Origin of the sequence: Hymenobacter sp. BT559, from assembly GCF_017571525.1 — a bacterium.
Taxonomy (GTDB): Bacteria; Bacteroidota; Bacteroidia; order Cytophagales; family Hymenobacteraceae; genus Hymenobacter; species Hymenobacter ginsengisoli.
Genome location: NZ_JAGETY010000009.1, coordinates 127524 through 151399, shown reverse-complemented (window position 1 = coordinate 151399; position 23876 = coordinate 127524). Strand labels below are relative to the sequence as shown.

At 61.7% G+C, this 23876-nt stretch carries 15 protein-coding genes; 5 read left to right on the top strand and 10 right to left on the bottom strand.

The features are described 5' to 3' along the window. Positions 1-5: 5 nt before the first annotated feature. The 6 genes from J4D99_RS13785 to J4D99_RS13760 all read right to left on the bottom strand — a co-directional run bounded on the left by J4D99_RS13785 (position 6) and on the right by J4D99_RS13760 (position 14348). Positions 6-4520 (bottom strand): Pls/PosA family non-ribosomal peptide synthetase, encoded by a 4515-nt coding sequence (locus tag J4D99_RS13785; RefSeq protein WP_208132305.1) that lies wholly within the window; start codon positions 4518-4520, stop codon positions 6-8. Positions 4521-4838: 318 nt separating this feature from the next. Beyond that, positions 4839-5747 (bottom strand): glycoside hydrolase family 16 protein, encoded by a 909-nt coding sequence (locus tag J4D99_RS13780; protein WP_208132304.1) that lies wholly within the window; start codon positions 5745-5747, stop codon positions 4839-4841. A gap of 70 nt (positions 5748-5817) precedes the next feature. Beyond that, positions 5818-7092, bottom strand: a complete 1275-nt coding sequence (locus tag J4D99_RS13775) for a PKD domain-containing protein (protein ID WP_208132303.1) — start codon at positions 7090-7092, stop codon at positions 5818-5820. A gap of 34 nt (positions 7093-7126) precedes the next feature. Continuing rightward, positions 7127-8680: a RagB/SusD family nutrient uptake outer membrane protein gene (locus J4D99_RS13770; protein ID WP_208132302.1), complete on the bottom strand. Its 1554-nt coding sequence runs from the start codon at positions 8678-8680 to the stop codon at positions 7127-7129. Between the two features lie 31 nt (positions 8681-8711). Beyond that, the gene (locus tag J4D99_RS13765; protein ID WP_208132301.1) at positions 8712-11840 is read right to left on the bottom strand and encodes a SusC/RagA family TonB-linked outer membrane protein; all 3129 of its coding nucleotides are present in this window, start codon (positions 11838-11840) and stop codon (positions 8712-8714) included. A 459-nt stretch (positions 11841-12299) separates the two neighbouring features. Then, on the bottom strand, positions 12300-14348 hold the full coding sequence (locus J4D99_RS13760) for a 7TM diverse intracellular signaling domain-containing protein (RefSeq protein ID WP_208132300.1): 2049 nt from the start codon (positions 14346-14348) through the stop codon (positions 12300-12302). Positions 14349-14533: 185 nt separating this feature from the next. On the opposite strand from J4D99_RS13760, the gene J4D99_RS13755 reads away from it, so the two are divergent. Both J4D99_RS13755 and J4D99_RS13750 read left to right on the top strand, forming a co-directional pair. Next, positions 14534-15649, top strand: a complete 1116-nt coding sequence (locus tag J4D99_RS13755; RefSeq protein ID WP_208132299.1) for a sensor histidine kinase — start codon at positions 14534-14536, stop codon at positions 15647-15649. A 62-nt stretch (positions 15650-15711) separates the two neighbouring features. After that, entirely contained in the window at positions 15712-16458 is a 747-nt protein-coding gene (locus J4D99_RS13750) for a LytR/AlgR family response regulator transcription factor (RefSeq protein WP_208132298.1), read from the top strand. Between the two features lie 73 nt (positions 16459-16531). Here the strand turns inward: J4D99_RS13750 and J4D99_RS13745 are convergent, their stop codons facing one another. Then, entirely contained in the window at positions 16532-16906 is a 375-nt protein-coding gene (locus J4D99_RS13745; protein ID WP_208132297.1) for a hypothetical protein, read from the bottom strand. A 224-nt stretch (positions 16907-17130) separates the two neighbouring features. On the opposite strand from J4D99_RS13745, the gene J4D99_RS13740 reads away from it, so the two are divergent. The 3 genes from J4D99_RS13740 (at position 17131) to J4D99_RS13730 (ending at position 21365) form a co-directional block, all read left to right on the top strand. Continuing rightward, positions 17131-17946, top strand: coding sequence for an SDR family oxidoreductase (locus tag J4D99_RS13740; protein ID WP_208132296.1), 816 nt, complete (start codon positions 17131-17133; stop codon positions 17944-17946). 136 nt (positions 17947-18082) lie between these two features. Next, positions 18083-20734 carry an MGH1-like glycoside hydrolase domain-containing protein gene (locus J4D99_RS13735; RefSeq protein ID WP_236018661.1) on the top strand — a complete coding sequence of 884 codons (2652 nt, stop codon included), beginning with the start codon at positions 18083-18085 and terminating at the stop codon, positions 20732-20734. Between the two features lie 4 nt (positions 20735-20738). Next, complete coding sequence (locus tag J4D99_RS13730; protein ID WP_208132294.1) at positions 20739-21365, top strand: cyclase family protein; 627 nt, start codon at positions 20739-20741, stop codon at positions 21363-21365. A gap of 56 nt (positions 21366-21421) precedes the next feature. Here the strand turns inward: J4D99_RS13730 and J4D99_RS13725 are convergent, their stop codons facing one another. Genes J4D99_RS13725 through J4D99_RS13715 form a run of 3 tightly spaced genes read right to left on the bottom strand, consistent with a single transcriptional unit; the run spans position 21422 to position 23873 of the window. Then, complete coding sequence (locus J4D99_RS13725) at positions 21422-22165, bottom strand: LytR/AlgR family response regulator transcription factor (protein ID WP_208132293.1); 744 nt, start codon at positions 22163-22165, stop codon at positions 21422-21424. Next, positions 22146-23249 (bottom strand): sensor histidine kinase, encoded by a 1104-nt coding sequence (locus J4D99_RS13720; protein WP_208132292.1) that lies wholly within the window; start codon positions 23247-23249, stop codon positions 22146-22148. Before J4D99_RS13720 ends, J4D99_RS13725 begins: the two co-directional genes overlap by 20 nt. Positions 23250-23291: 42 nt before the next feature. After that, the gene (locus J4D99_RS13715; protein WP_208132291.1) at positions 23292-23873 is read right to left on the bottom strand and encodes a DUF7010 family protein; all 582 of its coding nucleotides are present in this window, start codon (positions 23871-23873) and stop codon (positions 23292-23294) included. Between the last annotated feature and the right edge of the window lie 3 nt (positions 23874-23876).

Genomic DNA, 23876 nt, shown 5'->3' with positions numbered 1-23876 from the left:
GCGGCTCAGTGCCCACCCCCAATAAAAGAGCTGGGAATACCCTGCCAGCGCGTGTTGGCCGGCAATTGCTCGCCTTTCATAAGCAGCGACAGGCTTTTGAGCGTGGCGCCGGGGCCGATAACCGAGTCGTAGAGCACCACGCACGAGGTACCCACGGTGGCATAGCGGCCGATGCGCAGGTTGGACATTTTCATGACCCGGTCCTCAAACAGATGGGTCTGAATGGTGGAGCCATTATTAAGCACGGCGTGGTCGGCCACCCAGGCCAGGTCAAACTCGGTGATTTCGGTCGTGTCCATGTACACCGAGTGGCCGAAATGGCTGCCCATGAGCTGGAAAAACCAGGTGGCGAAGGGTGTGCCCAGCAAGGCTGCTTCCCAGAAAGGATACACGTAGCTTTCACACAAGGAGTTAACTAGCTCATTGCGCCACACGAAGGATGACCACAGCGGCTTTTCGGAAGGCCGGTAGCGGCCAATCAGCACCCACTTGATGAGGGCGGTCAGGATGGAAAACCCAAAAACCAACCCCACGAAAGCGCCCGTGCCCGCCACCACGCTGCTCCAGAAAGCATAGTGCAGCAGGTGCCAGTGCGAGTAGTGATACAGCACCGCGAAGGTGATGAAGGTGAAAGTGAACGGTAGTACGATTTTGACTAATTCGATGAGGCGCCGCGCCCACACCAGGCGAGCGGGCGGGTCAAACGTCAGCTCGGGGGCGAAGGCCGTGGACACCGGCCGGTTGGGCAGCAGAAATGCCGGCGAGCCCACCCAGGAAGTGCCATCGGGCGGCGTATCGGTAGGCGCTGAGGAGAGCGCGCCAATCAAGTTATTGGTGCCCAGCACGGTGCCGCCGGCCAGCACCGCGCCATTGCCCACGAAGGTGCGCGGCCCCACCACCGTGGGCAGCACCGATACCAGCCCATGCTGCACGCGCGGCGCACCCACGCTCACCGAGTCGGCCAGAAACGAGCCGGGCCCGACGGTGAGCTGCTCGGCCGAAATGTGATTGAGGGTCGAAACCTCGGCCCGGTAGCCAATTTTGGCCCCTAGCAGCCGCAGCCAGAAGGGCGTGTAGATAGTGGCGTAGAGCGATTTAAGCAATTGCAGGCTCTGGGCCAGCACGGCGTCGGCCACCCAGTGGCGCACGTAGGCCAGGCTGTAGAGCGGGAGCGTGCCATCGGCCTGGCGGCCGGCTACGAGGCGCTTGGTGGCGACCAACGCGGCCATCAGCAGCAGCACGTAGAGGGCCGAAAGCGGAAATAGGGAGAGCAGAGAAGGCTCAGCGCCAAAGTATTGTACGCTCTCGTAGAGCAAGGCCAGAATAGGCAGCGAGGCCACCGTAGGCACCAGCAGCATAAGCGCAATGGCCCCAAGCTGGGCCAGCAGGTAGCCTACGCCGGGGCTGGCCGCCGGGCGCAGCGGCGTCACGGGCACCTCGCGCACGCGCCGGGCCGGCGAGCCTAGCCAGCCTTCCTGGGCGGGCACCTGGCGGCCGGCGGGCAGCACCGACAGGTCGTCGAGCTCGGCACCGGCGCCGAGGCTGGTGCCGCCTTCCATGATGGCGCGCAGGCCCACGTAGGCATCGCGGCCTACAGCGGTGGGCCCGATGATAAGGCGGTCGCGCTCCACGCGGTAGCCGAGCAGCGCGGCCTCGCGGGCCACACTAGCCCCGTCGCCGATGGTCAGCAAGTCGAAGCATAGCACGCGGGTGGTGCCTAAGTAGACACTTTTGCCAATTTTTGCCCCTAGCAGGCGGTAAAAGATGGCCAGAAAAGGTGTAGCCGAAAGCAAAGCCACGGGCGTGGCCTCCACTATCTTCTTCACCACCCAGAACCGGTAGTAGTAGAACCCCCACAAGGGGTATTCGCCGGCCCGAAAACGGCCAATAATCAGCCATTTGACTATAATTGCCAACAAGCAGGCCAGTGGTACATACAGCAGCACGGAGGCTGCGCCGAAAAGAACCAGCGTAGGATACGACCACTCGGCAAAGACGGGCCGGAAGTGCAGCGAGACGTTCAGGAAAAATACTGGCACGGCGTAGAAAGCGGCTATCGACACCAGCTGCAAAATGGCCGTAAGCAGCCTGGTGAGGGTGCCGGCGCGCAATAGGGGGCTAGCCAGGGCTGGGTCGGGCGCAGCGCTAGGGGGCGTGCTGGCGGCCTCAGCCGCTACAGATGCCGCCAGCGCCTCAATAGTGCGCTGGGTGTACATCTCCTTTACCGAAAGGCCTTGGAAATCGGGCTGTTGGCGCAGCTCGGAGATGATGAGCGAGGCGAGCAGCGAGTTGCCCCCGATGTCAAAAAAATCGTCGGTAACGCTGATGTCGTTTGTGTCGAAGCGTTTTTGCCAGGCGGCGTAGATGGCGGCTTCGAGCGGATTACGAGGCAGGGTGACCTCGCGGGCGGGCGGCTGGTCGCCACTCACGGGGTAGGGCAGGGCCTTGCGGTCGACCTTGCCGCTGGTGAGCAGCGGAAACGCGGTGAGGGGCACCAGCGCGGCCGGCAGCATGTAGGGGGCTAGCCGCTCGCGCAGGTAGGCCCGCACGGCGCGCTCGTCGAGCAGGTGGTCGGGGGCCAGAATGAGGTAGGCAATGAGCTTTTTAACCCCGTCGGCGCCTTCCTTGAGGGCCACGGCGGCGTTGCGGATGCCGGGCCACTGCAGCAGCAGGCTTTCTATTTCGGCCAACTCAACGCGGAAGCCCCGGATTTTAACCTGCGTATCGATGCGACCCAGAAAGTCAATATTGCCCTCGGCCTCAAAGCGGGCCAAATCGCCGGTGCGGTAGAGGCGCCCGGCAAAGCCGTTCTGCAATTCGCTGACGGTATTGAACTTGGCAGCACTAAGCTCGGGGCGGTTGAGGTAGCCTGCCGCTAGGGCTGGCCCGCCAATGCACAGCTCGCCGGCCTGGCCCAGCGGCACGAGCTGGCCGAGCTGGTCGAGCAGCAGGGTTTCGTAGCCAGCCAGCGGCCGGCCGATGGTGAGGCGCTGGCCGGGCACAAAGTCGGCGGCGGTGGCTACTACGGTGGCCTCGGTGGGGCCGTAGGTGTTCACCACCCGGCACTGCCGGCTAGCCCACTTGGTAAGCAGCTCGGGCGGACACACCTCGCCGCCCAAAATGAGCAGGCGTAGGGTAGGGATGGTGCCCGGCAGCAGCGAAAGCAGCGTGGGCACCGTCGAAAATACCGTGACCTGCTGCTCGACCAGGAAGCCGGGCAGCGCGTCGGGCGCCTTCATCGTTTCTTCGGGCACCGGTACCAGGGTGCCGCCGGCGCCCCAGGCCAGCCACAGCTCTTCGAGCGAGGCATCGAAGGCCACAGAAAAGCCCTGCACCACGCGGTCTTGCGGCGTGGGGTGAAATAGCACCTGCTCGGCCCGAATGAGGTGGCAGATACTGCGGTGCGGAATGAGCACGCCCTTGGGCAGCCCGGTGGTGCCCGACGTGTAAATGACGTAGGCAATGGAATCGGGCCCGCCGGCCACCGGCTCCAAGAATGACGGTACGGCCGGGGCTGCTAGGGTCAGGTCAATCACCTGACCCGGCCAGCCGTCGAAGCCTTCGGGCAGCGGCCGGTTGATGAGCAGGGCCCGCGCCCCACAGTCGCCCAGAATGAACGTGACGCGGTCGGCCGGAAACGACAAGTCGAGTGGCACGTAGGCCGCCCCGGCCTTGAGCACCGCCAGCATCCCCACGTACAGCTCTACCGACTTGGCCATGAGCAAGCCCACGAAGTCGCCGGCCCGCACGCCCTGGCGCTGCAGGCGGGCGGCCAGCTGGTCGGCCTCTTCATTGAGCTGCTGATACGTGCGCGTGTCGGCTAGCCAGTTCAGCGCCACGTTGTTGGGGTAGAGGCGGGCGGTGTCTTCAAATAAGTGGTGCAGCTGCTGCGGGCCGCCCTCGGCCACCTGCTGCGGCACGGTGCGAAACTGGCGCAGCAGGCTCACTTCCTCATCGGCCAGGAAGAAGACGTAGCCCACTGGCGTCGTAGGGTTTTGACTGATTTGCTCGAACACCCGCTGCACGTGTGCCGGCAAGTAGGCCGAGCCCCAGGGCCCCGGCAGCCCGGCCGTGCAGGCAAAGCTGACGGCCACTTTATGGTCAGCGGCAAAGTCGAGGGTCACGCACCACTCGTGGTCGGGGTTTTGAGCTTCGGGCGCCGGAAACGAGATGCGGCACCTGGTAATAGCTGCTCCGAGCTGCTCGCCCACGCCGGCTAGCCCCATCACCAGCTGGCCCGCCGCTTCGGCCTCCACTTCAGTCAGCGTAAGGGTGTCGCTGAGGGTAAGGAGCGCCGTGGCGGGCGGAAAAGCAGCTACAGCGTTTTCGACCCGCAGGGTAGCTTGCAGCTGGGCGGGGCTGCGCTCGGCTGGCTGGCGGTAGTACACCACCGCGAAGGCAGCCAGGTAGCTGGCTATGAGCGTTTCCTTATGCTGAAAGGCAAGCTGAAAATCAGCGGGCTTTGCGGAGCTTTCGGGCTCCGGGGCCGGAGCAAGGGGCAGGTCGGTGGTCGGGGTCATAGAGAGGCGAAAAACACCACGGGCCGCGCGGGCGGCCGGCTAGGCGGTCGGGCTTCAAATAGCGCGTTGGAACGTGAACCAGGCATGAGGTCTTGGCGAAAGAGCTGCTGCCTGAGCCACCTACGCCGAACCACCGTGCTAGGATGCTGGATGCCGCCAGGCAAGCACTGGCTGAGAGGCGCAGGCAACCCCAAGGATTGAATACGTAGCCGCGCTGCCAGCGGGTAGTGGGTGCACATCGGTAAGACTACGAGGCCACAAAAAACAAAAACGGCCCCGTTTACACGGGGCCGTTTTTAGCAAAAAAACGCGCGAGCGTTATTGCTTATATTGGTAGTAGCGCACGTAGTCGACCTGCATTTGCTGCGGAAACGTGTTGGCGCCGTCGATGGTGGCGGGGCTGGGGTTGCTTACAAAATCGCCGCCCACCGCCACGTTTAGCACTACGAAAAAGTTGTTGTTGAACGGGTAGGGGTTCGAGCCGGTAGTGCCACTCGTAAAGGTGTAGTACAGCTTGCCGTCGAGGTAAAAGCGAATCTGGTCCTTGCTGCGCACCGCCGAGTAGGTATGGAAATCGTTGGCAAAGCTGCTACCATCGGGCAGCTTTACCGACGGAATGCCGGCCTGCTGGTGGTTGCCCGACCCATCGGCAAAGTGCATGGTGGTCAGAATTTCGGAAGGATTCTGCCCGCGCAGCTCCATCATGTCGATTTCGCCGCACTTAGGCCAGTTGTTCTGGTCGATGTCGCTGCCCAGCATCCAGATGGCAGGCCACATGCCCAAGCCCTGCGGCACCTTGGCCCGCACATCGATGCGGCCAAACATGAAATCCTTCTTGCCCTTGGTGAGCACGCGGCCCGAGGTATAGGCCGGGCTCCCGCTAGGCTCCTTCATCGCCTGAATGATGAGGTTGCCGCCGTTTTGAAAGACGTTGTTGGTCGAGGTGGTATAGGTTTCCAGCTCCCGGTTGCCCCAGCCCCCGCCGCCGGTATCGTAGGTCCACTTAGAGGCATCAAGCGCCCCGGCACCGTTAAAATCGTCGCTCCACACCAGCTCGGTGTAGTCGGCATAGTCCTTGGCGTCGGCGTTGGTCACGGTGGGTGGGGCCACGGGCGCCGGAATGTTGGGCGTCTTATTTTCGGTGCAGGAGGGGCCTAGCAGCACCAGCGCCAGCGCCAGGCTTGTGCCGGCCATACGCAACGGGAATGGGGTGGATAGCAATACCATAGGAGTAAGAAAAAAGGCCCGGTGAACAACTCACCGGGCCTTTGGCAACACGGTTTATTGAAAAAATAATCTACTTAGCTACCAGCTTTATGGTGAATACCGTGCCGCCATTCTTGCCAGTGCCGGCGCGCAGCAGCATTGCCTTGTCGCTGATGGAAAGAATGCGATACGTCAGGTCCGGAGCATCCGTAACCCCGATGAACGTGCCCGGCGTGCTAAGTACGAACTGGGCGAGGCCCGCCCCATCGGCCGCCGTGAGGGTAAACGGCGTCGAGCCGGAGCGGGGCGCCTGGCACGAGCCCGGGCTGCCTGCTACGAATGTTTCGGCCTTGGCATCATAGGTGTACACGTTAGCGGCTGAGAACGTAAACTCGTCATCGGCCTGGCAGGCGGGCAGCTGCCCCCCGGCCGTGTTGCCGGCGTAGTACTGGTCTGGCTTACTCTCGGTGCCTACCAGAATAGGCGCTGCCGATACGTTGTCCAGCATCCAGGTCTTCTGGGTGCCGCCAGTCAGCAGCTGCTTCACGCGGGTCACGGCATCGAAGGGCACCAGGGTTACTTCGGTTTTGGTACCGTCGGCTAGGGTGCCGCGCAGGCGCAGCACCGTGCTGCTGGCCTCGATGATGTCGTAGGTCAGGTTATTCACTGCCACGGGCTCGCCGATGAAGGTGCCAGCCTTGCTAAGAATAATCTGGCCCAGCCCGGCGGCCCCGCCCCCGGGCTTGTACGTATACGAGCCATTGCCCGACTGCGACGCCCCGCACGCCCCGCCGGTATACGTGCCGCCGTTGGCTTCATACGTATAGCTGGCCGAGGTGCCGCTGAACGTAAACTGGTCGTCGGCCTGGCACGAGGTGAGCGAGTTGGCCGCCGAGGAAGAAATAACGTTGTTGCTGGCATCGAGGCGCTTCACGGCGCCCGCATCGTTGGAGTAGGTGAAGACCCGCGTGCCGGCCGCGTTACTCTGGCAGTTGGTCAGGGCCGAGAAGCCCGCGTTGCCGCACAGCGACGGAATCACTACGGCCGTCTGAGGCGTTGACCCAGTGCCGCCCCGGCCCGACTCAACAAGGCGCACCTGGTAGGTGCCGGCCTGCGTGTAGGTGTGGGTTACGGTTTTGCCCGTGCCGGTGGTGCCATCGCCAAACTCCCACTGGTTTATAAACCCGTCGGTGCTGTTATCGGTAAAAGTAACCGTAACGGGGTATTGCGACGAGTTGATAGCAGTCGTGAAGCTGGCGGCTGGTACAGCCCCTTGCAGGCTGCCCTTGTCGTTTTTGCTGCACGCGCCCAGTACCAGGGGGCTAGCCAGCAGCGCCCAGGCAGCTTTGTTCCAAGTATTTTTCATGATAGGCTAAGCTGAATTAGGTAAACAAAGCGGCTTAGTAGCCTGGGTTTTGCACGAGTTTGGGATTGGCGTCAAGTTCCGATTGTGGAATGGGCAGCACGTAGTTCTTCTCCGTCGGAATACCGCGTCTCACGCCCACCGTGGCCAGATAGGCCGATTGAGCCGTCATGCCCGAGATGAGCGTTTTGGTGCGCTTCATATCAAACCAGCGGTCAAACTCGAACGCCAGCTCGTACTTCCGCTCCCGGATTACCGCATCTTGGAAGTTGTTTACGCCGACCATGCTCAGGTTCGAGGCGTTGAGGTCGTGCACAGCGTCGGGCGTGTTATAGTCGGCGGCCCCGAAAGCGCGGCGGCGCACCTTGTTCAGGGCTTCGAAGCCGTCGGGGGTAGCGCCTTTGCCTTCGGCTACAATCAGGTACATCTCGGCCAGACGCAGCACGGGCACGTTCTGGGGCGAGTCCCAGATGTTGGTGTTTACCATACCCACAAACCACTTCTTGCAGTCGAAGCCGAAGGGCGAGCCGGGCAGACTCTTGGGCTGAATGCTGCCGTTGGGCGATACATCGCCGGGTACCCACACGCTCACGGCCTTGCGGGTATCGCCGGGCTCGTAGCCGGCCACGAAGTCGGGCTCGGGCACGTTGAAGCCGTAGCCATCGCCAGCCGGCACGAGGCCGCCGCGGCGCGGCGCGAAAAACTGGTTCATCGACGAGCCCACGTTGTTGCGGTCGTACTGGTTGCGGCCGTTGGTAAACTGCACCTCAAACAGCGATTCCTTGGCGTTGTTGTTCTCGTTGGCTACTACGAAGTTATCGCCATATTTGGCCCACATCGTCTTGCCCGAGCCATCGATAACGGCTTGCGCCTGCGTAACGGCGTTGGCCTTGTCGCCCATAGTCAGGTAGACCTTCGCCAGCAGGCCCTGAGCGGCCCATTTGGTGGCACGGCCCAAGTCGGCACCGCTGTACGAGGCCGGCAGGTTGCCGATAGCGGCAGTCAGGTCGCTCACAATCACCTTGTACACATCGGCCTGCGGCGAGCGGGCAATGTTTACCTGGTCGAGGCCAACGGGAGGAGCAGTATACAGCGGCACATCGCCAAACGCCCGCACCAGGTCAAAATACATCTTGGCCCGGATAAACTGCGCCTCGCCCAGGCAGCGCTTCTGGATGGCGGGGTCCATGCCCGTGATGAGCGGCACCTTTTGCAGCACAATGTTGGCGCGCTGCAGCGCAATGAACGAGCCCTGCCACAGACGCTGGCACACGAAGTTGGTCGACGGGGTATTGTAGTCGTCAATCTGGGTGTACTCGATGCCGTCGCTGCCGCCGCCACCGCCAGTGGTCGAAATGTCGGCCCCGATGTCCATAGCCCACAAAGCGGCGTTGTACTGGCCTTCTTTGGTCAGCTCGCTATAAGCGGCCGTTACGGCCTGAATAGCATCGTTTTGCGTTTTGTAGAAGTTGGCGTCCGTTATCTGGTCCGAAGGCGACTCTTCCAGGAATTTACTGGTGCACCCGGCCGAGCCTGCCAGCAGGCCTAGCGTTAGCAAGAATGCACCACGTGAGTAGTTAAAAGTAAACATTGTTGAGTGGGAATAGACGAGAGCGTGAATGTTAGAATCCGATATTTACGCCGCCCGTGAACACCCGCGACTGCGGGTAAATTCCCAGGTCAACGCCGCTGGCGCTCACTTCCGGGTCGAAGCCCGTGTAATGCGTCAACGTGATGAGATTCTGGCCCGTAACGTAGAAGCGAATCTGCTTCGATGAGATGCGGCTCAGCAGGCTGGCGGGCAGGGTGTAGCCCAGCGTCACGTTTTTGAGGCGCACAAACGAGCCGTCTTCCACAAAGTGGCTCGACACGCGCAGGTTGCGGTTAGGGTCCGAGTCGATAGCGCGGGGCACATCGTTGCTGGTGCCGGGACCGGTCCAGCGGTTGAGCGTAATGGTACCGCCGCTGAAGCTACCATAGAGCGCACTCTCAAGCAGGTAGCGGTTCTGGTTGTAAATCTGGTTGCCCTGCGAGCCGTTGATGAAGAAGCTGAAATCGAAGCCTTTGTAGTTGAACGTGTTGGTGATGCCAAACGTGAAGTTGGGGTTAGGCTTGCCAATGAACGTTTTGTCGGCTGCCGTAATCATGCCATCGCCGTTCAGGTCCTTAAAGCGGATGTCGCCGGGAGCCGTGCCGTTTTCCTGCTTGGGAGCCTTGGCTACCTCGTCAGCCGTCTGGAACAGGCCGTCGGCTACATAGCCGTAGAAGGAGCCGAAGGGCTGGCCCGCGGCGTAGCGCACGATGGGGTCGCCGGCTAGGGTGTTGCCACCGTTGTAAGGCACGCCAGCACCTAGCGACTCAAGCTTGGTTTTGAAGGCCGACAGCGTAACCGAGGTCGTCCAGCTGAAACCGCCATTCGAGCCAATGAAGTTGCGGGTCGTCAGCGAGAAGTCGATACCGCGGTTGTAAGCCGAGGCCGCGTTAGTGTTCACGCTCTCGTAGGTGCCCGAGGCGTACGATACCGGTACCGGCGCAATCAGGTTGGGCGAGTTGCGGTTGTAGAAGTCAATTGAGGCCTCAATGCGATTGTCCAGGAAGCCCAGGTCGATACCAACGTTGGCCTGGTTGTTATTCTCCCAGCGCAGCAGGGGGTTAGACAGGCGCGTGGGGGCACCACCTGTGTTGATGGTCTGTGGCTCAGGTCCGAACGGATACGTGATGCCGAAGTTAATCGAGTACAGATAAGCAAAGCGACCAGCATTCAGAGGGTTGCCCACCCGGCCGTAGCCGGCGCGCAGCTTCAGGTTGCTGATAGCGCGGTTGCCTTTCAGGAAAGGCTCTTCTGAGATGCGCCAGCCTACCGAAGCGCCAGGGAAGAAGCCGAACTTCTCGCCGGGAGGGAATACGGATGAGCCGTCGTAGCGGGCTATGGCCGAGAATAGGTACTTGCCGGCAAACTCATAGTTGAGGCGGCCGAAGTAGCTGGCCAGGTGCTGCGGTGAGTTGATAGTGCCAGCGTTGGCCAGCAACGTGTTAATGGGTCCGGCATTGATTACCCGCAGGTCGTTGCGCAGGTAGCCGGTGCGGTAAGCCTCTACGTTGCTGTAGTTGAACTCCTGGGCCGACTGACCGAGCAGGAAGGTTACCTGGTGCTTATCGGCAATGAGCTTATCGTACGTTGCCGTGTTCTCAATCAGGTAGCTGGGAACATACGACGAAGTAGCCGAGGCACCTGCCGTGGCATAGCGCGACGTAACGCCGGGAAACGGCGGGGCGGACGGCGCGAAGGAGTTGAAGGTGCTGAAAAGCAGGTCAGCCCCCACGTTGGTGCGGAAGCGCAAGCCTTTCAGCGGCTCCAGCTCAGCGTAGAAGGTGGTGAGTATCCGGTTTTGCACGTAGCGCTGGTCGTTGCGCTGAGCGCTGGCCAGGGGGTTCTCCTCAATGAAGTTATCGGTGCTGCCGGTAGGCTCATACCAATACCCATCTGAGCGGTAAGGCTGGATAATGGCCGGAATGCGGATAAGCTGCTGAATAGTGCCGTATTCGCCGCTGTTGGTAGTTACTTGACGGTCAGAGAGGTGCGTGAGCTGAATGTTGTTGCCCACCTTTAGCAGGCGGCCCAGCTTGACTTCGCCGTTGGCGCGCAGCGTATAGCGCTCGAAATTGGTACCGATAATGATACCGTCTTGCTGGAAGTAAGAGGCTGACAAGGCGTAGCTAGCCTTGTCGCTGCCCCCATTCACCCCTAGCGAATAGTTCTGAATCCGAGCGCGGCGGAATACCAGGTCCTGCCAGTCGGTGCCAGTACCTAGCGATGCCGGGTCGCGCAGGCGGTCTACTACTATGGGCTTGCCAGCGGCTATGCGGCTTTCATTGTTGATTACCGCATATTCCTGCGCGTTCAACAGATTCAGGCGACGGGCTACCGATTGAACACCATTATAGGCGTTAACATTGACATTCGATTGGCCAGCCTTGCCGTGCTTGGTCGTAATCAATACTACCCCGTTGGCAGCGCGCACACCGTAAATGGCGGTAGCTGATGCATCTTTCAGGATGTCAATGGTTTCGATATCGTCGGGGCTGATGCCTTGCAGCTCGTTGCCAGAGTCAGACGAGCCAATCGGAAAGCCATCAATAACGTAGAGGGGGTTGTTATTGCCGGCCGAGGTTATCCCGCGAACACGCACCGAGCTACCGGCAGAGCCACCAGGCGTGCCGCCATTAGAGGTAATCGTTACACCGGCTACTTTGCCTTGCAGCGCCTGCGTCACATCGGGCACGGGCTGCTTGGCTAGCTCCGCGCCGTTTACCGACGAGATGGCGCCCGTTACGCTGCCGCGTTCCTGGGTGCCATAGCCCACTACTACTACCTCATTGAGCTTCTGCGTGTCTTCACGCATCGTCACGCTCACATTCGAGGCGTTGGCGCTTGTCACTACTACCGGCTGGCCGATGTAGCCAATGAAGCTGAACAGCAGCGTGCTACCCTCCGGGGCGCGGAGTGCGAAGCGGCCATCCGCATCGGTCGTGCCCCCTACGGTAGTGCCACGCACCAATACCGTTACGCCGGGTAGCGGTTTGCCATCGGGCCCTACTACCCGGCCTGTCACCGGCACATCGACTAAGACGTGCAACGCCGATGTAGGAAGCAGGTGTGGAGTAGTGGCCCCCGCGGCTACTGGCAGCCCACAGGCCAGCAGTATTGCCGTATGTCGAAAAGACGGGGCTAGGTAAAGCTTTCGCTTCATACTGTGAATAAAAAAGGGTGGGAAAGGAAATAAAAACAGGCCGGCTAGCCAGGCTAGCGATGGGAGGCCAACGTTTCAGCACAAAAGGACTGCAATCGGTTGCGGAGCTGGCAACGATTGCGGTAGCGAAGAAGAACTACTGAGAGTAGCCTCTAAAAAGTAAGTTTAGCAACCGCGTCTACCAGCCAAAAGTAGCAGAAGTGTTTTGTAAAGAAACAAGCCTATTCCCTTCAAAATAGCGCAAAATGGCCCTTTTGTCACTTTGACACTACCCTCAATTACACCTAAGGCACACGTGAAAAGTGGGCTGGCGAAGGTTTGAAAGTCATAAGCCCCGTTTCGTGTGCAAAGCAGGCCGGGCTAAAAAACAACGCGCAAAAACCGATTTTTTTTAGAAAAATGGTCGCTGTGATTTCACAGCAGTTTTTAGCCAGCGGCTGCTTCCGGCGCCGGCTCGGCTTAGGCCGTTTCGAGCAGCGTTTCCATGTCGGCGTTGGCCGTGTCGTCGAACAGCACATGCGTCCACGATTCTCCTTCCTCGTAGTCGGGGGCCTGGCGGCGGCGTTCCAGCGCCGCGAGCACTTTCTGGGCGAAAGCCCAACTTGTGGCTGGGCGCAGCTCCAGCACCCTAGCCAGCTCGGCCGGGGCGTAGCGGCCCCGGTGTGCATGAAGCAAGAACACCGCATACAGCGCTTTCACAATGGGGAACTTGCACTTTTGGAGCAGGGTACCCGTAGTAGCCGACTCGACGTAGCGGCACCGGGTGCAGCGGCGGGCAAACGGCTCGCGGGCCTCGCAGCTCTTTTCGTGGTTGCACTTGCGGCAGCGGTAGCCGTGCTGCCACTTGAGGTCGGCGAGGTAGCGCAGGCAGGCGTCCTTATCGGGATAAAGCTGGCTGAACTCACCAAAGTCGAACTCGCGGGCTTGCAGCCGGGCTTCCTTCTGGTCTTGCAGGTCGCGGCTCAGGTCGTGGTTGAGCTGCTCGATGGCGGCCGACTGCAGGGCTAGCAGACTATTGGTTTCGAGCAGCTCGCGGTTTTGAGCCGCGATGGTTTCATTCTGCTGCCGCAGCTCGTCGGTACGCTGGGCCACGAGGGCCTCCAGCTCGGTGTTGAGCTGGTCTTTGAGCGCCTGGTTTTCGCGCAGCTGCTCCACCAGCTGGTCCTGGGCCTGATGGCGCTTGCGTAGCTGCTTAAGCAGGCGGCGCTGCGTCAGCAAGGTGGTGTCCATCAGGCTCTTTATCTTGTCGGCCAGGGCATAGCTGAGCACGGCTACCTCCACCACAAAGGCCACGTTGAGGCTGTAGACAGTGTAGGCATTGTTGTAAAACTCAATGCCCAGCTTGCGGCTGATGAGAAAGCCCAGGCTGCCAGCCACCAGCGCCTGAGCCAGCAGCAAGTAGCGCGCCGCCCGCAGTCCGCCCCGGTAGGCCTGCCAAGCCGCGTAGTACAGCAACCCATAGGGCAGCAAGTAAAGCCAGAAGCTAAAGCCCGAGTGAATAACTGCCGCATCGAGTACCAGCAGCGCCCCGCTCAGCGACACCACCCAGTGAATAGTGCGGTCGAGGTGAGGCAGGCGGGCCGCGCTATCGAGAAAAGAGCGGGCGTACTGCGCAAAGGTGAGCAGCAGCAGCACCGGTGCGGCCACCGCAATGAGGTGATTGACGGCCGCGCTGCCCGGCCACAGGTATTGGAACCCTAGCCCGTCTTCCGACAAAAACAGCAGCGCCCCGCTCAGCACGTAGAATACGTAATAGAGATACGACTTTTCCTGCAAGAAGAAATACAGGAAAAGGTTGTAAACCAGCATGATGAATAATATGCCGTAGAAGCCGCCCAGCAGCCAGTACTGCAGGCTCATCTCGGGTAGCAGGCCGGGGCCGCTGTGCAGCATGGCCCGGAAGCTGGTGGGCGAGTCGGAGTGCAGGCGCAGATAGTACGTCACGGGCCGGCCGTGGCGCAGGGGCAGGTCAAACAGGAAGTTCTTGTAGGGCAGCGGGCGGGTAGCAAACGGATAGTTGGCCCCCGTCAGCACGCTATCGTAGGCTTGGGCCTGGTTGGGAATGGCATTGCCCAGCGGCCGGAACAGGGTAGCCGCCCCAATGTGCGAGTCGTAGAGCTCCAGGTACCAGTCGCTGGCCGGCCCTTCATCGGCCCGCACTGTAAAGCGCAGCCAGTATATGCTGCGTGGGTGCTGAATATTGGGGGGCAGCGGGGTACCGGCCAGCGTGGCAAAGCGGCTGGCGTACGCCGGGCTGCTCACTTGGCTGATGGGCAGGCGGCCGCTAGGGTCCTCAAACACGCTGTAGTAGCGGTCTTCGACAAACTGGGCGGGGTGGGCGGGGCTAGCTACCAGAATATCCTCGGGGGTGGCAGCGGCCGGGCGCGCCAGCCCAAGCAGCAGGAGCAAGCCTGCCAGCAGCTGCGCCCAGGCCGCCCGGCTATGGCCGGGCAAGCAGCGGCTGCCCCAGCGGGCCAGCCAGCCAAACGAAAGGTGGAAAAGTAACAAGAGCGAAGTGCGATTGGGTGGGAGAAAAGCGCACAAGGAAGCAGGGTAGTAAAAGTAGTACAAAAATGATGACTTGCTGAACGGGGAAAGTGGGAGCGCAGTCGGCACAATCGGCCCGATGGTCGGGTGCAGGGGCGGGCGGGCGCAGGGGCGGGCTACTTTTGGCTTGCTTCATTTCAGTTACCATGTCTGCTTTCTCTTTCCGGCGGTCTCTCACGCCGCTGATTCACGTGCTGGCGTGGGGGCTGCTGGCCCTGGCGCTGCTCATCCTGCAGCCCATGCAGGGCCGGGTGGTACTGCCCGTGCAGTACTGGGTGCGGCAGGGGGCGCTGCTAGCGCTCTGGATAAGCGCTTTTTATGCAACCACGCGGGTGAGCGTGCCGCGCCTGCTGCTACGGGGCCGCACCAGCTGGTTTGTGCTGGCGCTGGCGGCCACCGTGGCCGGCATCCTGCTGCTAAGCCGCGTAATCGACTCGACCCTGCACCTCTCCGACCTGATGCACCAAGCGTTTCATGCCGCCGAGCAGGCCGAGCGCCGGGCGGGGCCGGCGGCGGCGCCGCACCCGCGCGGCAGCCGCTTCGATTTGGTGGGGCTGCTCATTACGCTGCTGGTGCTGGGCATTGGCACCGCCATCACGGTGGTGCAGCACTGGCAGCAGGAAGCCCGCCTCCGCGAGCGCCTCGACCAGCAGCGCACCGAGGCCGAACTGAGCCTGCTCAAAGCCCAAATCAACCCGCATTTCTTCTTTAACACCCTCAACAACATCTACTCGCTCACGCTCATAGACGGCGAGCGGGCCCGCGCCGCGCTGCACCGCCTCTCGCGCATGATGCGCTACGTGCTCTACGACACGGCCTCGGGCCACGCCCAGCTTAGCCAGGAGGTGGCGTTTATTCAGGACTACATCACCCTCATGCAGCTGCGCCTCACCGACCGCGTGCAGGTCACCTTCGAGCACCCCGAGCCGGTGCGCGAGGTGCTCATCGCACCCATGATACTGCTGCCGTTTGTGGAAAATGCCTTCAAGCACGGCGTAGCGGCCACCGCCCCTAGTTGCATCTACATCGGCCTGCGCCAGCCCACTGCCCAGCAGCTCGAAATAGACGTGCGCAATACCCTGCTGCCGACCGCCGGCACCGACCTGGCTGGCTCCAACGGCATCGGCCTCACCAATACCCAGCGCCGCCTCGACCTGCTGTATCCCGGCCGCTACTCGTTGCAGGTGACGCCCAAAACGCCCGCCAACGAGTTTGAGGTAAAACTGAAAATCCTTATTTCGGGTACCTCCGTTTCGGGCTAGGCCACCCGCGCACGCTTTGCGTGGGAAACACTACGCCAGCCATTCACCGCATCTTGCAAGCCATGACTCCTGTTACCTGCATTGCCATCGACGACGAGCCCCTGGCGCTAGCCCTGCTCTGCACCTTCATCGAGCAAACTCCTTTTCTCAAGCTGATGGGCCGCTACGGCAGCGGCGTCGAAGCCCTCAAAGGCCTGCACGAGCTGGCCGAAAAGGTCGACGTGGCCTTCGTTGATATCCAGATGCAGGAGCTGACGGGCCTGGAGCTGGCCCGGGTGCTGGGCCAGCAGGCCGCGCCCCCGCGCATCATCTTCACCACCGCCTTCCCGCAGTATGCGCTGGACGGCTACAAAGTCGATGCGCTCGACTACCTGGTGAAGCCCTTCAACTACGAGGAGTTTCTCAGGGCTGCCAACAAGGCCCGCACCTATGCCGAGCTAACCCACGCCAGTGCTGAGGCGGCCACCCCGCCCGTGCCGGCTCCCGAGGAGGAGCATATTTTTCTGAAGGTAGAGTATCAGCTTGTGCGCGTGGCTCTTAGCGATATACTTTATGTGGAGGGGCTGAAAGACTACGTGAAGGTGCACCTCAAGAGCACGCCGCGCGCCCTGCTCTCGCTCATGAGCTTGCGGGCCATGGAAGAAAAGCTGCCCGCCCGGCGCTTTCTGCGCATTCACCGCTCGTTTATCGTGGCGCTCGATAAAATCGAGGCCGTGCGCCGCCTCACCGTGCAAATCGGTAACGAGACTATCCCGGTAGGCGAGCAATATAAAGAAGCCTTCAGCCAGTTCTTAAACCGCTGGACGTGAGGTAGTGAGCAGTTAACAGTGAGTAGTGAACAATAGAACTGTTCACTACTCACTGTTAACTGCTCACTTCATCCTACTGCCCCGGCACGCGCATCTCGGGCAGGGGGCGGCTGGGCTTGAGGCCGCGCAGCTCCTGGTACTTGTCGCGCTGCTCGGGCGAGAGCACGGCCTGAATCTTGGTTTCGAAGTCGGCTTCTTCGGCCTGGCGGCGCGCGTGCTCGGTTTCATCGGGGCGGCGGGTGAGGCGCTGCTTGTGCAGGGCTTTGTTTTCGTCGATGAGGGTGTTGATGCGGGCTACCTGCGCGGGCGTCAGGTGCAGCTGGCGCAGCACGCCGGTATGCTTGCCCGCGTGCCCGAGCACGACCACCTCGGGTAGGGCCTGGGCGTGCAGGCTGGCACGGCTCAGCGTAGCCGTTAGCAATACAAGCCAAAAAAGGAAGGAGCGCATAAGTAGAAACGGAAAAGCCTAGCTAGCAGCGCACTGCCAGCACATACCTTAAAGATACCGCTAGCCCGGCCAAGAGCTGCAAAGCCAACGGTAGGGTGAAGCGGCGATGAGGAGGTAAAAATGCCCTTGAGAAAGAAAACCTCAACTCGTGAAACCTCGTCTACCCTCGCAGCCCCCGGCCGACGGCTGGCCGGCAGAGGCTTTTTCTTTCGCAAGCAGTATCTATGCCTACTTCCACTTCTGCCCGCTTGGCCGGGCAATTTGCCCTCGTTACGGGGGCTAGCTCAGGTATTGGCGCGGCCGTGGCGGTGGCGCTGGGTGCCCACGGCGCGGCCGTGGCCGTCAACTACGGCCACGACGCCGACGGTGCCAATGCCACCGTCAAAACCATTACCGATGCCGGGGGCACCGCCTTTGCCGTGCAGGCCGATGTAAGCAAGGAAGACCAGGTGCAGGCCATGTTTCAGCAGGCCATCGAACGCCTTGGCGGCTTGCACATTGTCGTGTCGAATGCGGGTATTCAGGTGGATGCAGCGCTGGTAGACATGACCCTGGAGCAGTGGCAGAAGGTTATCGATGTGAACCTGACCGGCCAGTTCTTGTGCGTGCGCGAGGCGGCCCGCACGTTTATCAAGCGTGGCATGCAGCCCGATGTGAGCAAGGCACTGGGTAAAATAATCTGCATGAGCAGCGTGCACGAAGTCATTCCGTGGGCCGGGCACGTCAACTACGCCACCAGCAAAGGCGGCATTATGCAGCTCATGAAAAGCAGCGCTCAGGAGCTGGCTCCGCACAAAATCCGGGTGAACAGCATCGGGCCGGGCGCTATCAAAACCCACATCAACACCGCCGCCTGGGATACGCCCGAGGCCGAGGCCAGCCTGCTCAAACTCATCCCGTATGCCCGCGTGGGTGAGCCCGACGACATCGGCCAGCTCGCCGCCTGGCTAGCTTCTGACGAGGCCGACTATATTACCGGCCAAACCATTTTTATGGACGGCGGCATGACCCTGTATCCCGGCTTCGCGGCCGGCGGCTAGGCCCCGCTAGGGTTATCATTGCGCGCGCAGCGAAGCAATCGCACCCGAACGACCGGCAGCCGGCGCGTTCATCCGGATGGTTCTGGTGCGATTGCTTCGCTGCGCGCGCAATGACAGTCTTTTTTGCTTTTACCAGTTGACCCCCGAACACCAACGCCTTTTCGACGCCGACACCGACCAGCAGCCCTGGCGGCTGTTTGGCCCTTATTTAGCTGAGCGCCAGTGGGGCACGGTGCGCGAAGACTACTCGGCTGGTGGCGATGCCTGGAACTACACCACGCACGACCAGGCCCGCAGCCGCGCCTACCGCTGGGGCGAGGAAGGCCTGGCTGGCTTCTGCGACAGCGGCCAGCGCCTGTGCCTGGCGCTAGCCCTCTGGAATGGCCAGGACCCCTACCTAAAGGAGCAGCTTTTTGGCCTGAGCGGGCCACAGGGCAACCACGGCGAAGACGTGAAGGAAATCTACTATTTCCTTGATAACACGCCTACGCACTCTTATCAAAAGCTGCTTTACAAGTATCCACAGCGGGCTTTTCCGTACGAACAGCTGCTAGCTGAGAACAGGAAGCGCACCCGCAAAGACCCCGAGTTTGAGCTGCTCGATACCGGCATTTTTGCCGACGGCCGCTATTTCGACGTGTTTGTGGAATATGCTAAGGCTGGCCCCGAAGACCTGCTCATCCGCTACACCATCGTAAACCGCGGCCCCGACGAAGCTCCCCTGCACGTGCTGCCGCAGCTTTGGTTTCGCAACACCTGGGCCTGGGGCTACGACGACTACCGCCCCAGCCTCACGGCGCAGCCCGACGGCGCCGTGCAGGTGCGCCACCAGGAGCTAACCGAGCTTACCTGCTATACCGAGGGCAGCCCCGAGTGGCTGTTTTGCGACAATAACACGAACTGCCAGCGGCTGTACAATGCGACCTCAGCCGAGCAGTTTTTCAAGGATGGGGTCAATGATTATCTGGTTGATGGTCAAAAAAATAAGGTTAACCCTGCCCGCACCGGCAGCAAGGCCGCGGCCCACTACGCCCTCACGCTGGCGGCCGGGGCTAGCCAGCAAGTGCGGCTGCGGCTAGGGCCCGACGGGCTGGCCGAGCCCTTCGCCGATTTCGACGAGATTTTTGCTCAGCGCCAAGCCGACGCCGATGCGTTTTACGCAGAGATTCAGGCAGATATTCCCGATGCTGATGCCCGGCTGGTTCAGCGGCAGGCCTTCGCGGGCATGCTGTGGAGCAAGCAGTTTTACCACTACAGCGTGCCACGCTGGCTGGCCGGCGACCCCGCCCAGCCTGCCCCGCCGCCCGAGCGCCTGGTGGGCCGCAACGCTGACTGGAAAAGCCTGGACAACAGTGATATCATCTCTATGCCTGATACCTGGGAATACCCGTGGTATGCGGCCTGGGACCTGGCTTTTCACTGCATTCCGCTAGCCCAACTCGACCCGGCCTTCGCCAAAAACCAGCTCGGGCTGCTGTGCCTCGACTGGTATATGCACCCCAATGGCCAATTGCCGGCCTACGAATGGCGCTTTGGCGACGTGAACCCGCCGGTGCACGCCTGGGCTGCCTTCCGGGTGTATAAAATGGACCAGAAACGGCGCGGCGATGGCGGCGACGTGGCCTTTCTGCAAACCGTTTTTCACCGCCTGCTGCTCAATTTTACGTGGTGGGTCAACCGTAAGGACCGCGACGGGCGCAACATCTTCGAGGGCGGCTTTTTGGGGCTCGACAACATCGGCGTGTTCGACCGCTCGGCGCCGCTGCCCTTCGGCGGCTACCTCGAGCAGGCCGACGGCACGGCCTGGGTAGCCATGTTTGCGCTCAACATGATGCGCATCGCGCTGGAGCTCAGCCGCACCAATCCAGTGTATCAAGACCTGGCGAGCAAGTTTTTCGAGCACTTCCTCTACATCGCCGAGGCTATGACCAACGTGGGCAACGCCGCGCTGAACCTCTGGGACGACGAGGACGAGTTTTACTACGACGCCCTTAACACCCCCGATGGGGGCCACGAGCTGCTGAAAGTGCGCACTATGGTGGGCCTTATCCCCATGTTTGCTGTGGAAGTGCTCGACGAAGACCTGCTGGACAGCGCCCCGCTGTTTCGGGAGCGCATGAACTGGCTGCTCACCAACCGCCCGCACCTGGCGGCCTTAGTCAGCCACTGGCAGGAGCCCGGCAAGGGCGCCCGCCGCCTGCTCAGCCTATTGCGCGGCCACCGGTTGAAACGCCTGCTGTTCAGGATGTTGGATGAGCAGGAGTTTTTGTCGGACTACGGCGTGCGCAGCTTATCACGGGTGTATAAAGACCATCCCTACGTGTTCCGAGACACCAACATTACGGTAAACTACCAGCCGGCCGAGTCGGAAACGGACCTCTTCGGCGGTAATTCTAACTGGCGCGGGCCCATTTGGATGCCGGTTAATTTTCTGCTCGTAGAAGCCTTGCAACGGTTTCACCACTACTTCGGCGAAGATTTTAAGGTGGAATACCCGACCGGCTCGGGGCAGTTTACAACGCTGCTGGCGGTGGCCGACGCCCTGACGGCGCGCCTCACCAAGCTCTTTTTGCGCGACCCTGCCACCGGCCGCCGCGCCTGCTTTGGCGACCGCGACCAGCTGCAGCAAGACCCCAATTTCAAGGACTACCTCACCTTCAACGAATATTTCAACGGCGACACCGGCCACGGCCTGGGGGCTAGCCACCAGACTGGCTGGACGGGCCTCATTGCCAAGCTCTTGCAGCCCAAAGTAATGAATGGCCAACGCCAAGACCAAGAATCCTAAACTCATGCCCGTACCTGCTCCCTGGCTCGACGCCACCACCCCCATTCGCAACCAGATGGTGCACTGGCCCGACAACCTCGGCGTGACCGTGGGCCGCACCCTCAGCCAAGACCGTGGCGATGCGGCCAACGTGACCGAGCTGCACCTGAGCGCCCACACCGGCACCCATGTCGATGCCCCGCTGCACTTCACCACCGGCGCCGGCGACACTACCACCCTCGACCTGGGCCGCCTCATGGGCCCCGCTAGGGTAGTAGCCATCCACGACCCCAAAAGCATCAGTCTGGCCGAGGTACAAGGTATTGACATCAAGCCAGGTGCGCGGCTGCTGTTCAAAACGCGCATCTCGAACAGCGAATGGAGCACCGAGCCCTTCAAGCCCGATTTTGTGGCCTTGGATGGCGACGCCGCCCGCTACCTGCGCGACCTCGGCGTGGTGTGCGTAGGCGTCGATTACCTCTCGGTGGGCAAGGCCGACGCCCACCACGCCCTGCTCGACGCCGGCATCTGCGTGATAGAGGGGCTAGCCTTGCAACACATCGAGCCCGGCGACTACGAGCTGCTGTGCCTGCCGCTCAGCATCGTGGGCAGCGATGGGGCGCCCGCTAGGGTGCTGCTGCGGCCACTTTAGGCAATGGGTGAATGAGCGCAATGGGTGAATGACCTTGTTATCATTCACCCATTGCATCACAGGCTCAATAATTCCCGAAACAACCCCGACTGACTGCGCGAAACTTCCACGTCGGGGCCGTGGCGCAGGCTGATTTTGAGCGTGTTGCTGAACCACGGCTCGATGCCGGCAATCCACTGCAAGTTAATAATTTGCTGGCGGTTGGCCCGAAAAAACACCTTCGGGTCGAGTCGCGCCTCCAGCTGCTGCAAGCTGCGCGGAATGAGCGGCTGGTGCTGCTCGAAATACACCCGCGTGGCCCCGCCGCTGATTTCAAACAGCCGCACGTCGGCCAGCTTCACAAACCAGCACCGCTCGCCTTCCTTCACAAACACCTGGTCTTGGGCCGTGAGCATGGGCGCCGCCGGCTCGGGGGCGGCCGGTGGGGGCGGAACGGGCGCTGGGGCTGGGCCTAGCGACCGTATTTTGGCGAGCGCAGCGGCTAGCCGGCTCTCGCTCACGGGCTTAAGCAGGTAGTCGAGCGCATTGACCTCGAAGGCTTGCAGGGCGTATTGGTCGTAGGCGGTGGTGAAGATGACGTGCGGGGCCGGCCCATCGAGCGAGGCGAGCAGGTCGAAGCCCGTTTGGCCGGGCATATGAATGTCGAGAAACAGCACGTCGGGCCGCAAGTCGCGGATTTGCTGGCGGGCCTCGTCGGCGTGCTTGGCCTCGCCGGCCACCTGCACATCGGGGAAAGCTTGCAGCAGGTGCCGCAGCTCGGTGCGGGCCAGGCGCGAGTCGTCAATAAGTAAGGCGTTCATGAATAGCAGGTTGAGTAGTAGCGACGGGCAGGCGCAGCTCGGCCAGCACGGTGTCGGCCAGCAGCGGGTCGGGGCCGATGCGGAAGGTGGCGGCCGGGCCAAACAGCAGGCCTAGCCGCTCCTGCACGTTGCGCACGCCCACGCCGGGGTGGCCGGGCGCGGGCGCGTAGTGGCCGGTATTGCGCACCGCAATGTGCAGGCTGCCATCGGCCGCAAACTGCGCGCCCAGGGCTAGCCGCCCGCCGGCCGGGCGCGGGGCTAGCCCGTGCTTGATGGCGTTTTCGACTAGCAGCTGCAGTGTCATGGGGGGCAGGCGCACGGGCAAGGCCTCGGGCGCCACGTCGAGGGTATAATGCAGGCGCTCTTCTAGTTGCATAGCTTCGATCTGGAGGTAGTTTTCCACTATGTCGAGCTCGGTGGCTAGGGGTACCTGGGCGGTGCCGTTGCGTTGCATGGTGTAGCGCAGCAGCTCGGCCAGGTGCGTCATCATAGTGCGGGCGCGGGCGGGGTCTTCCATCACCAGCGCCCGGATGTTGTTGAGGCCATTGAAGAGAAAGTGCGGGTTGAGCTGGGCTTGCAGGGTTTGGAGCTCGGCCTCGCGGGCGGCGGCGGCCAGCTTCCAGCGGTCTACCTCGGCCGAGCGGTAGTGGTCGAGGTAGTGCAGCCCAAAGTAGATAGCCGACCACAGGCCCATAGCAAACGAAAGGTTGATGGCGTAGCCCACGTACTGCACCCACGGAAAGCCGCCGCCCAGCTCCTTCGGAAACCATAGCCACAGCACGCCAATGGTGACGACGCCCACAATAATCAGCCCTATCACCACTACCGCCGCAATGGCCGCCACCAGCCGCGGCAGCAGGCGCAGCAACGGCAGCCGCGCCCAGCCGTGGCGCCGCGCCCACAGCCGCAGCCCGTGCGAGAGCCCCAAAAACGTGACCGCCACAATGCTTTCAATCACGACCAGCAGCCAGGCAAACTTCCCGAAAATCGACACCAGCGCGATGCCCGATAAATCCCACAGCCCCCAGCCGGTAAGCTGAAGTGTCCAGTAGAGCCTAGGGCGGTTGGTTAAGGAAGCACTCATGAAGCAGGGTGAAAGGACAAAGCTGATGGAATAGGGCCAGCATCAGGCGGGCACGGCGGCGGGCAAATAGGTTTGCTTCTGCTGGTGGTAAGCCCCTAGCAGCAGCCCGCTCAGGACCAGCAGCGCGCCGGCCACGAAGGCCGCCACCCAGCTGGGCGCCGCCGGCGCCGGGCGCACCCCAATGAGCAGGCAGCCCACCGCAATAACGCCCGCCATCACGGCGTACGCCTTGGTATTGTAAAACCAAGCGTAGGGAAAAAAATGCGCCCCCGTGATAATGCCATAGGTCATGACGAAATACGCCGGGTGCCTGCTGTAAATAAAAATCAAAAACGGAAAGTAAAACAGCTGGGCAAAATTGAGCCACAGGCCCAGCGGCTGAAGCGGATTGTGGGGCAAAAACCAGGTAGTGCGCAGCACTTTAGAGAAAAGCCAGGCTAATGGCAGCATGGCCGGCCCCACAAAAAAGGTGATGTAGCCGAGCCGGGCCGGCGGGTAGGGTAGCGTCCAGACGAAGGCAATGGCGGCCCAGACGAGGCTAGCGGCCAGGATAAAGTTGAGGCCGTTCTTGGCCGTCACGGCCAGTTCCTGGCGCCAGGCGTCGAGTTGTTGCGCTGAGGTCATCTG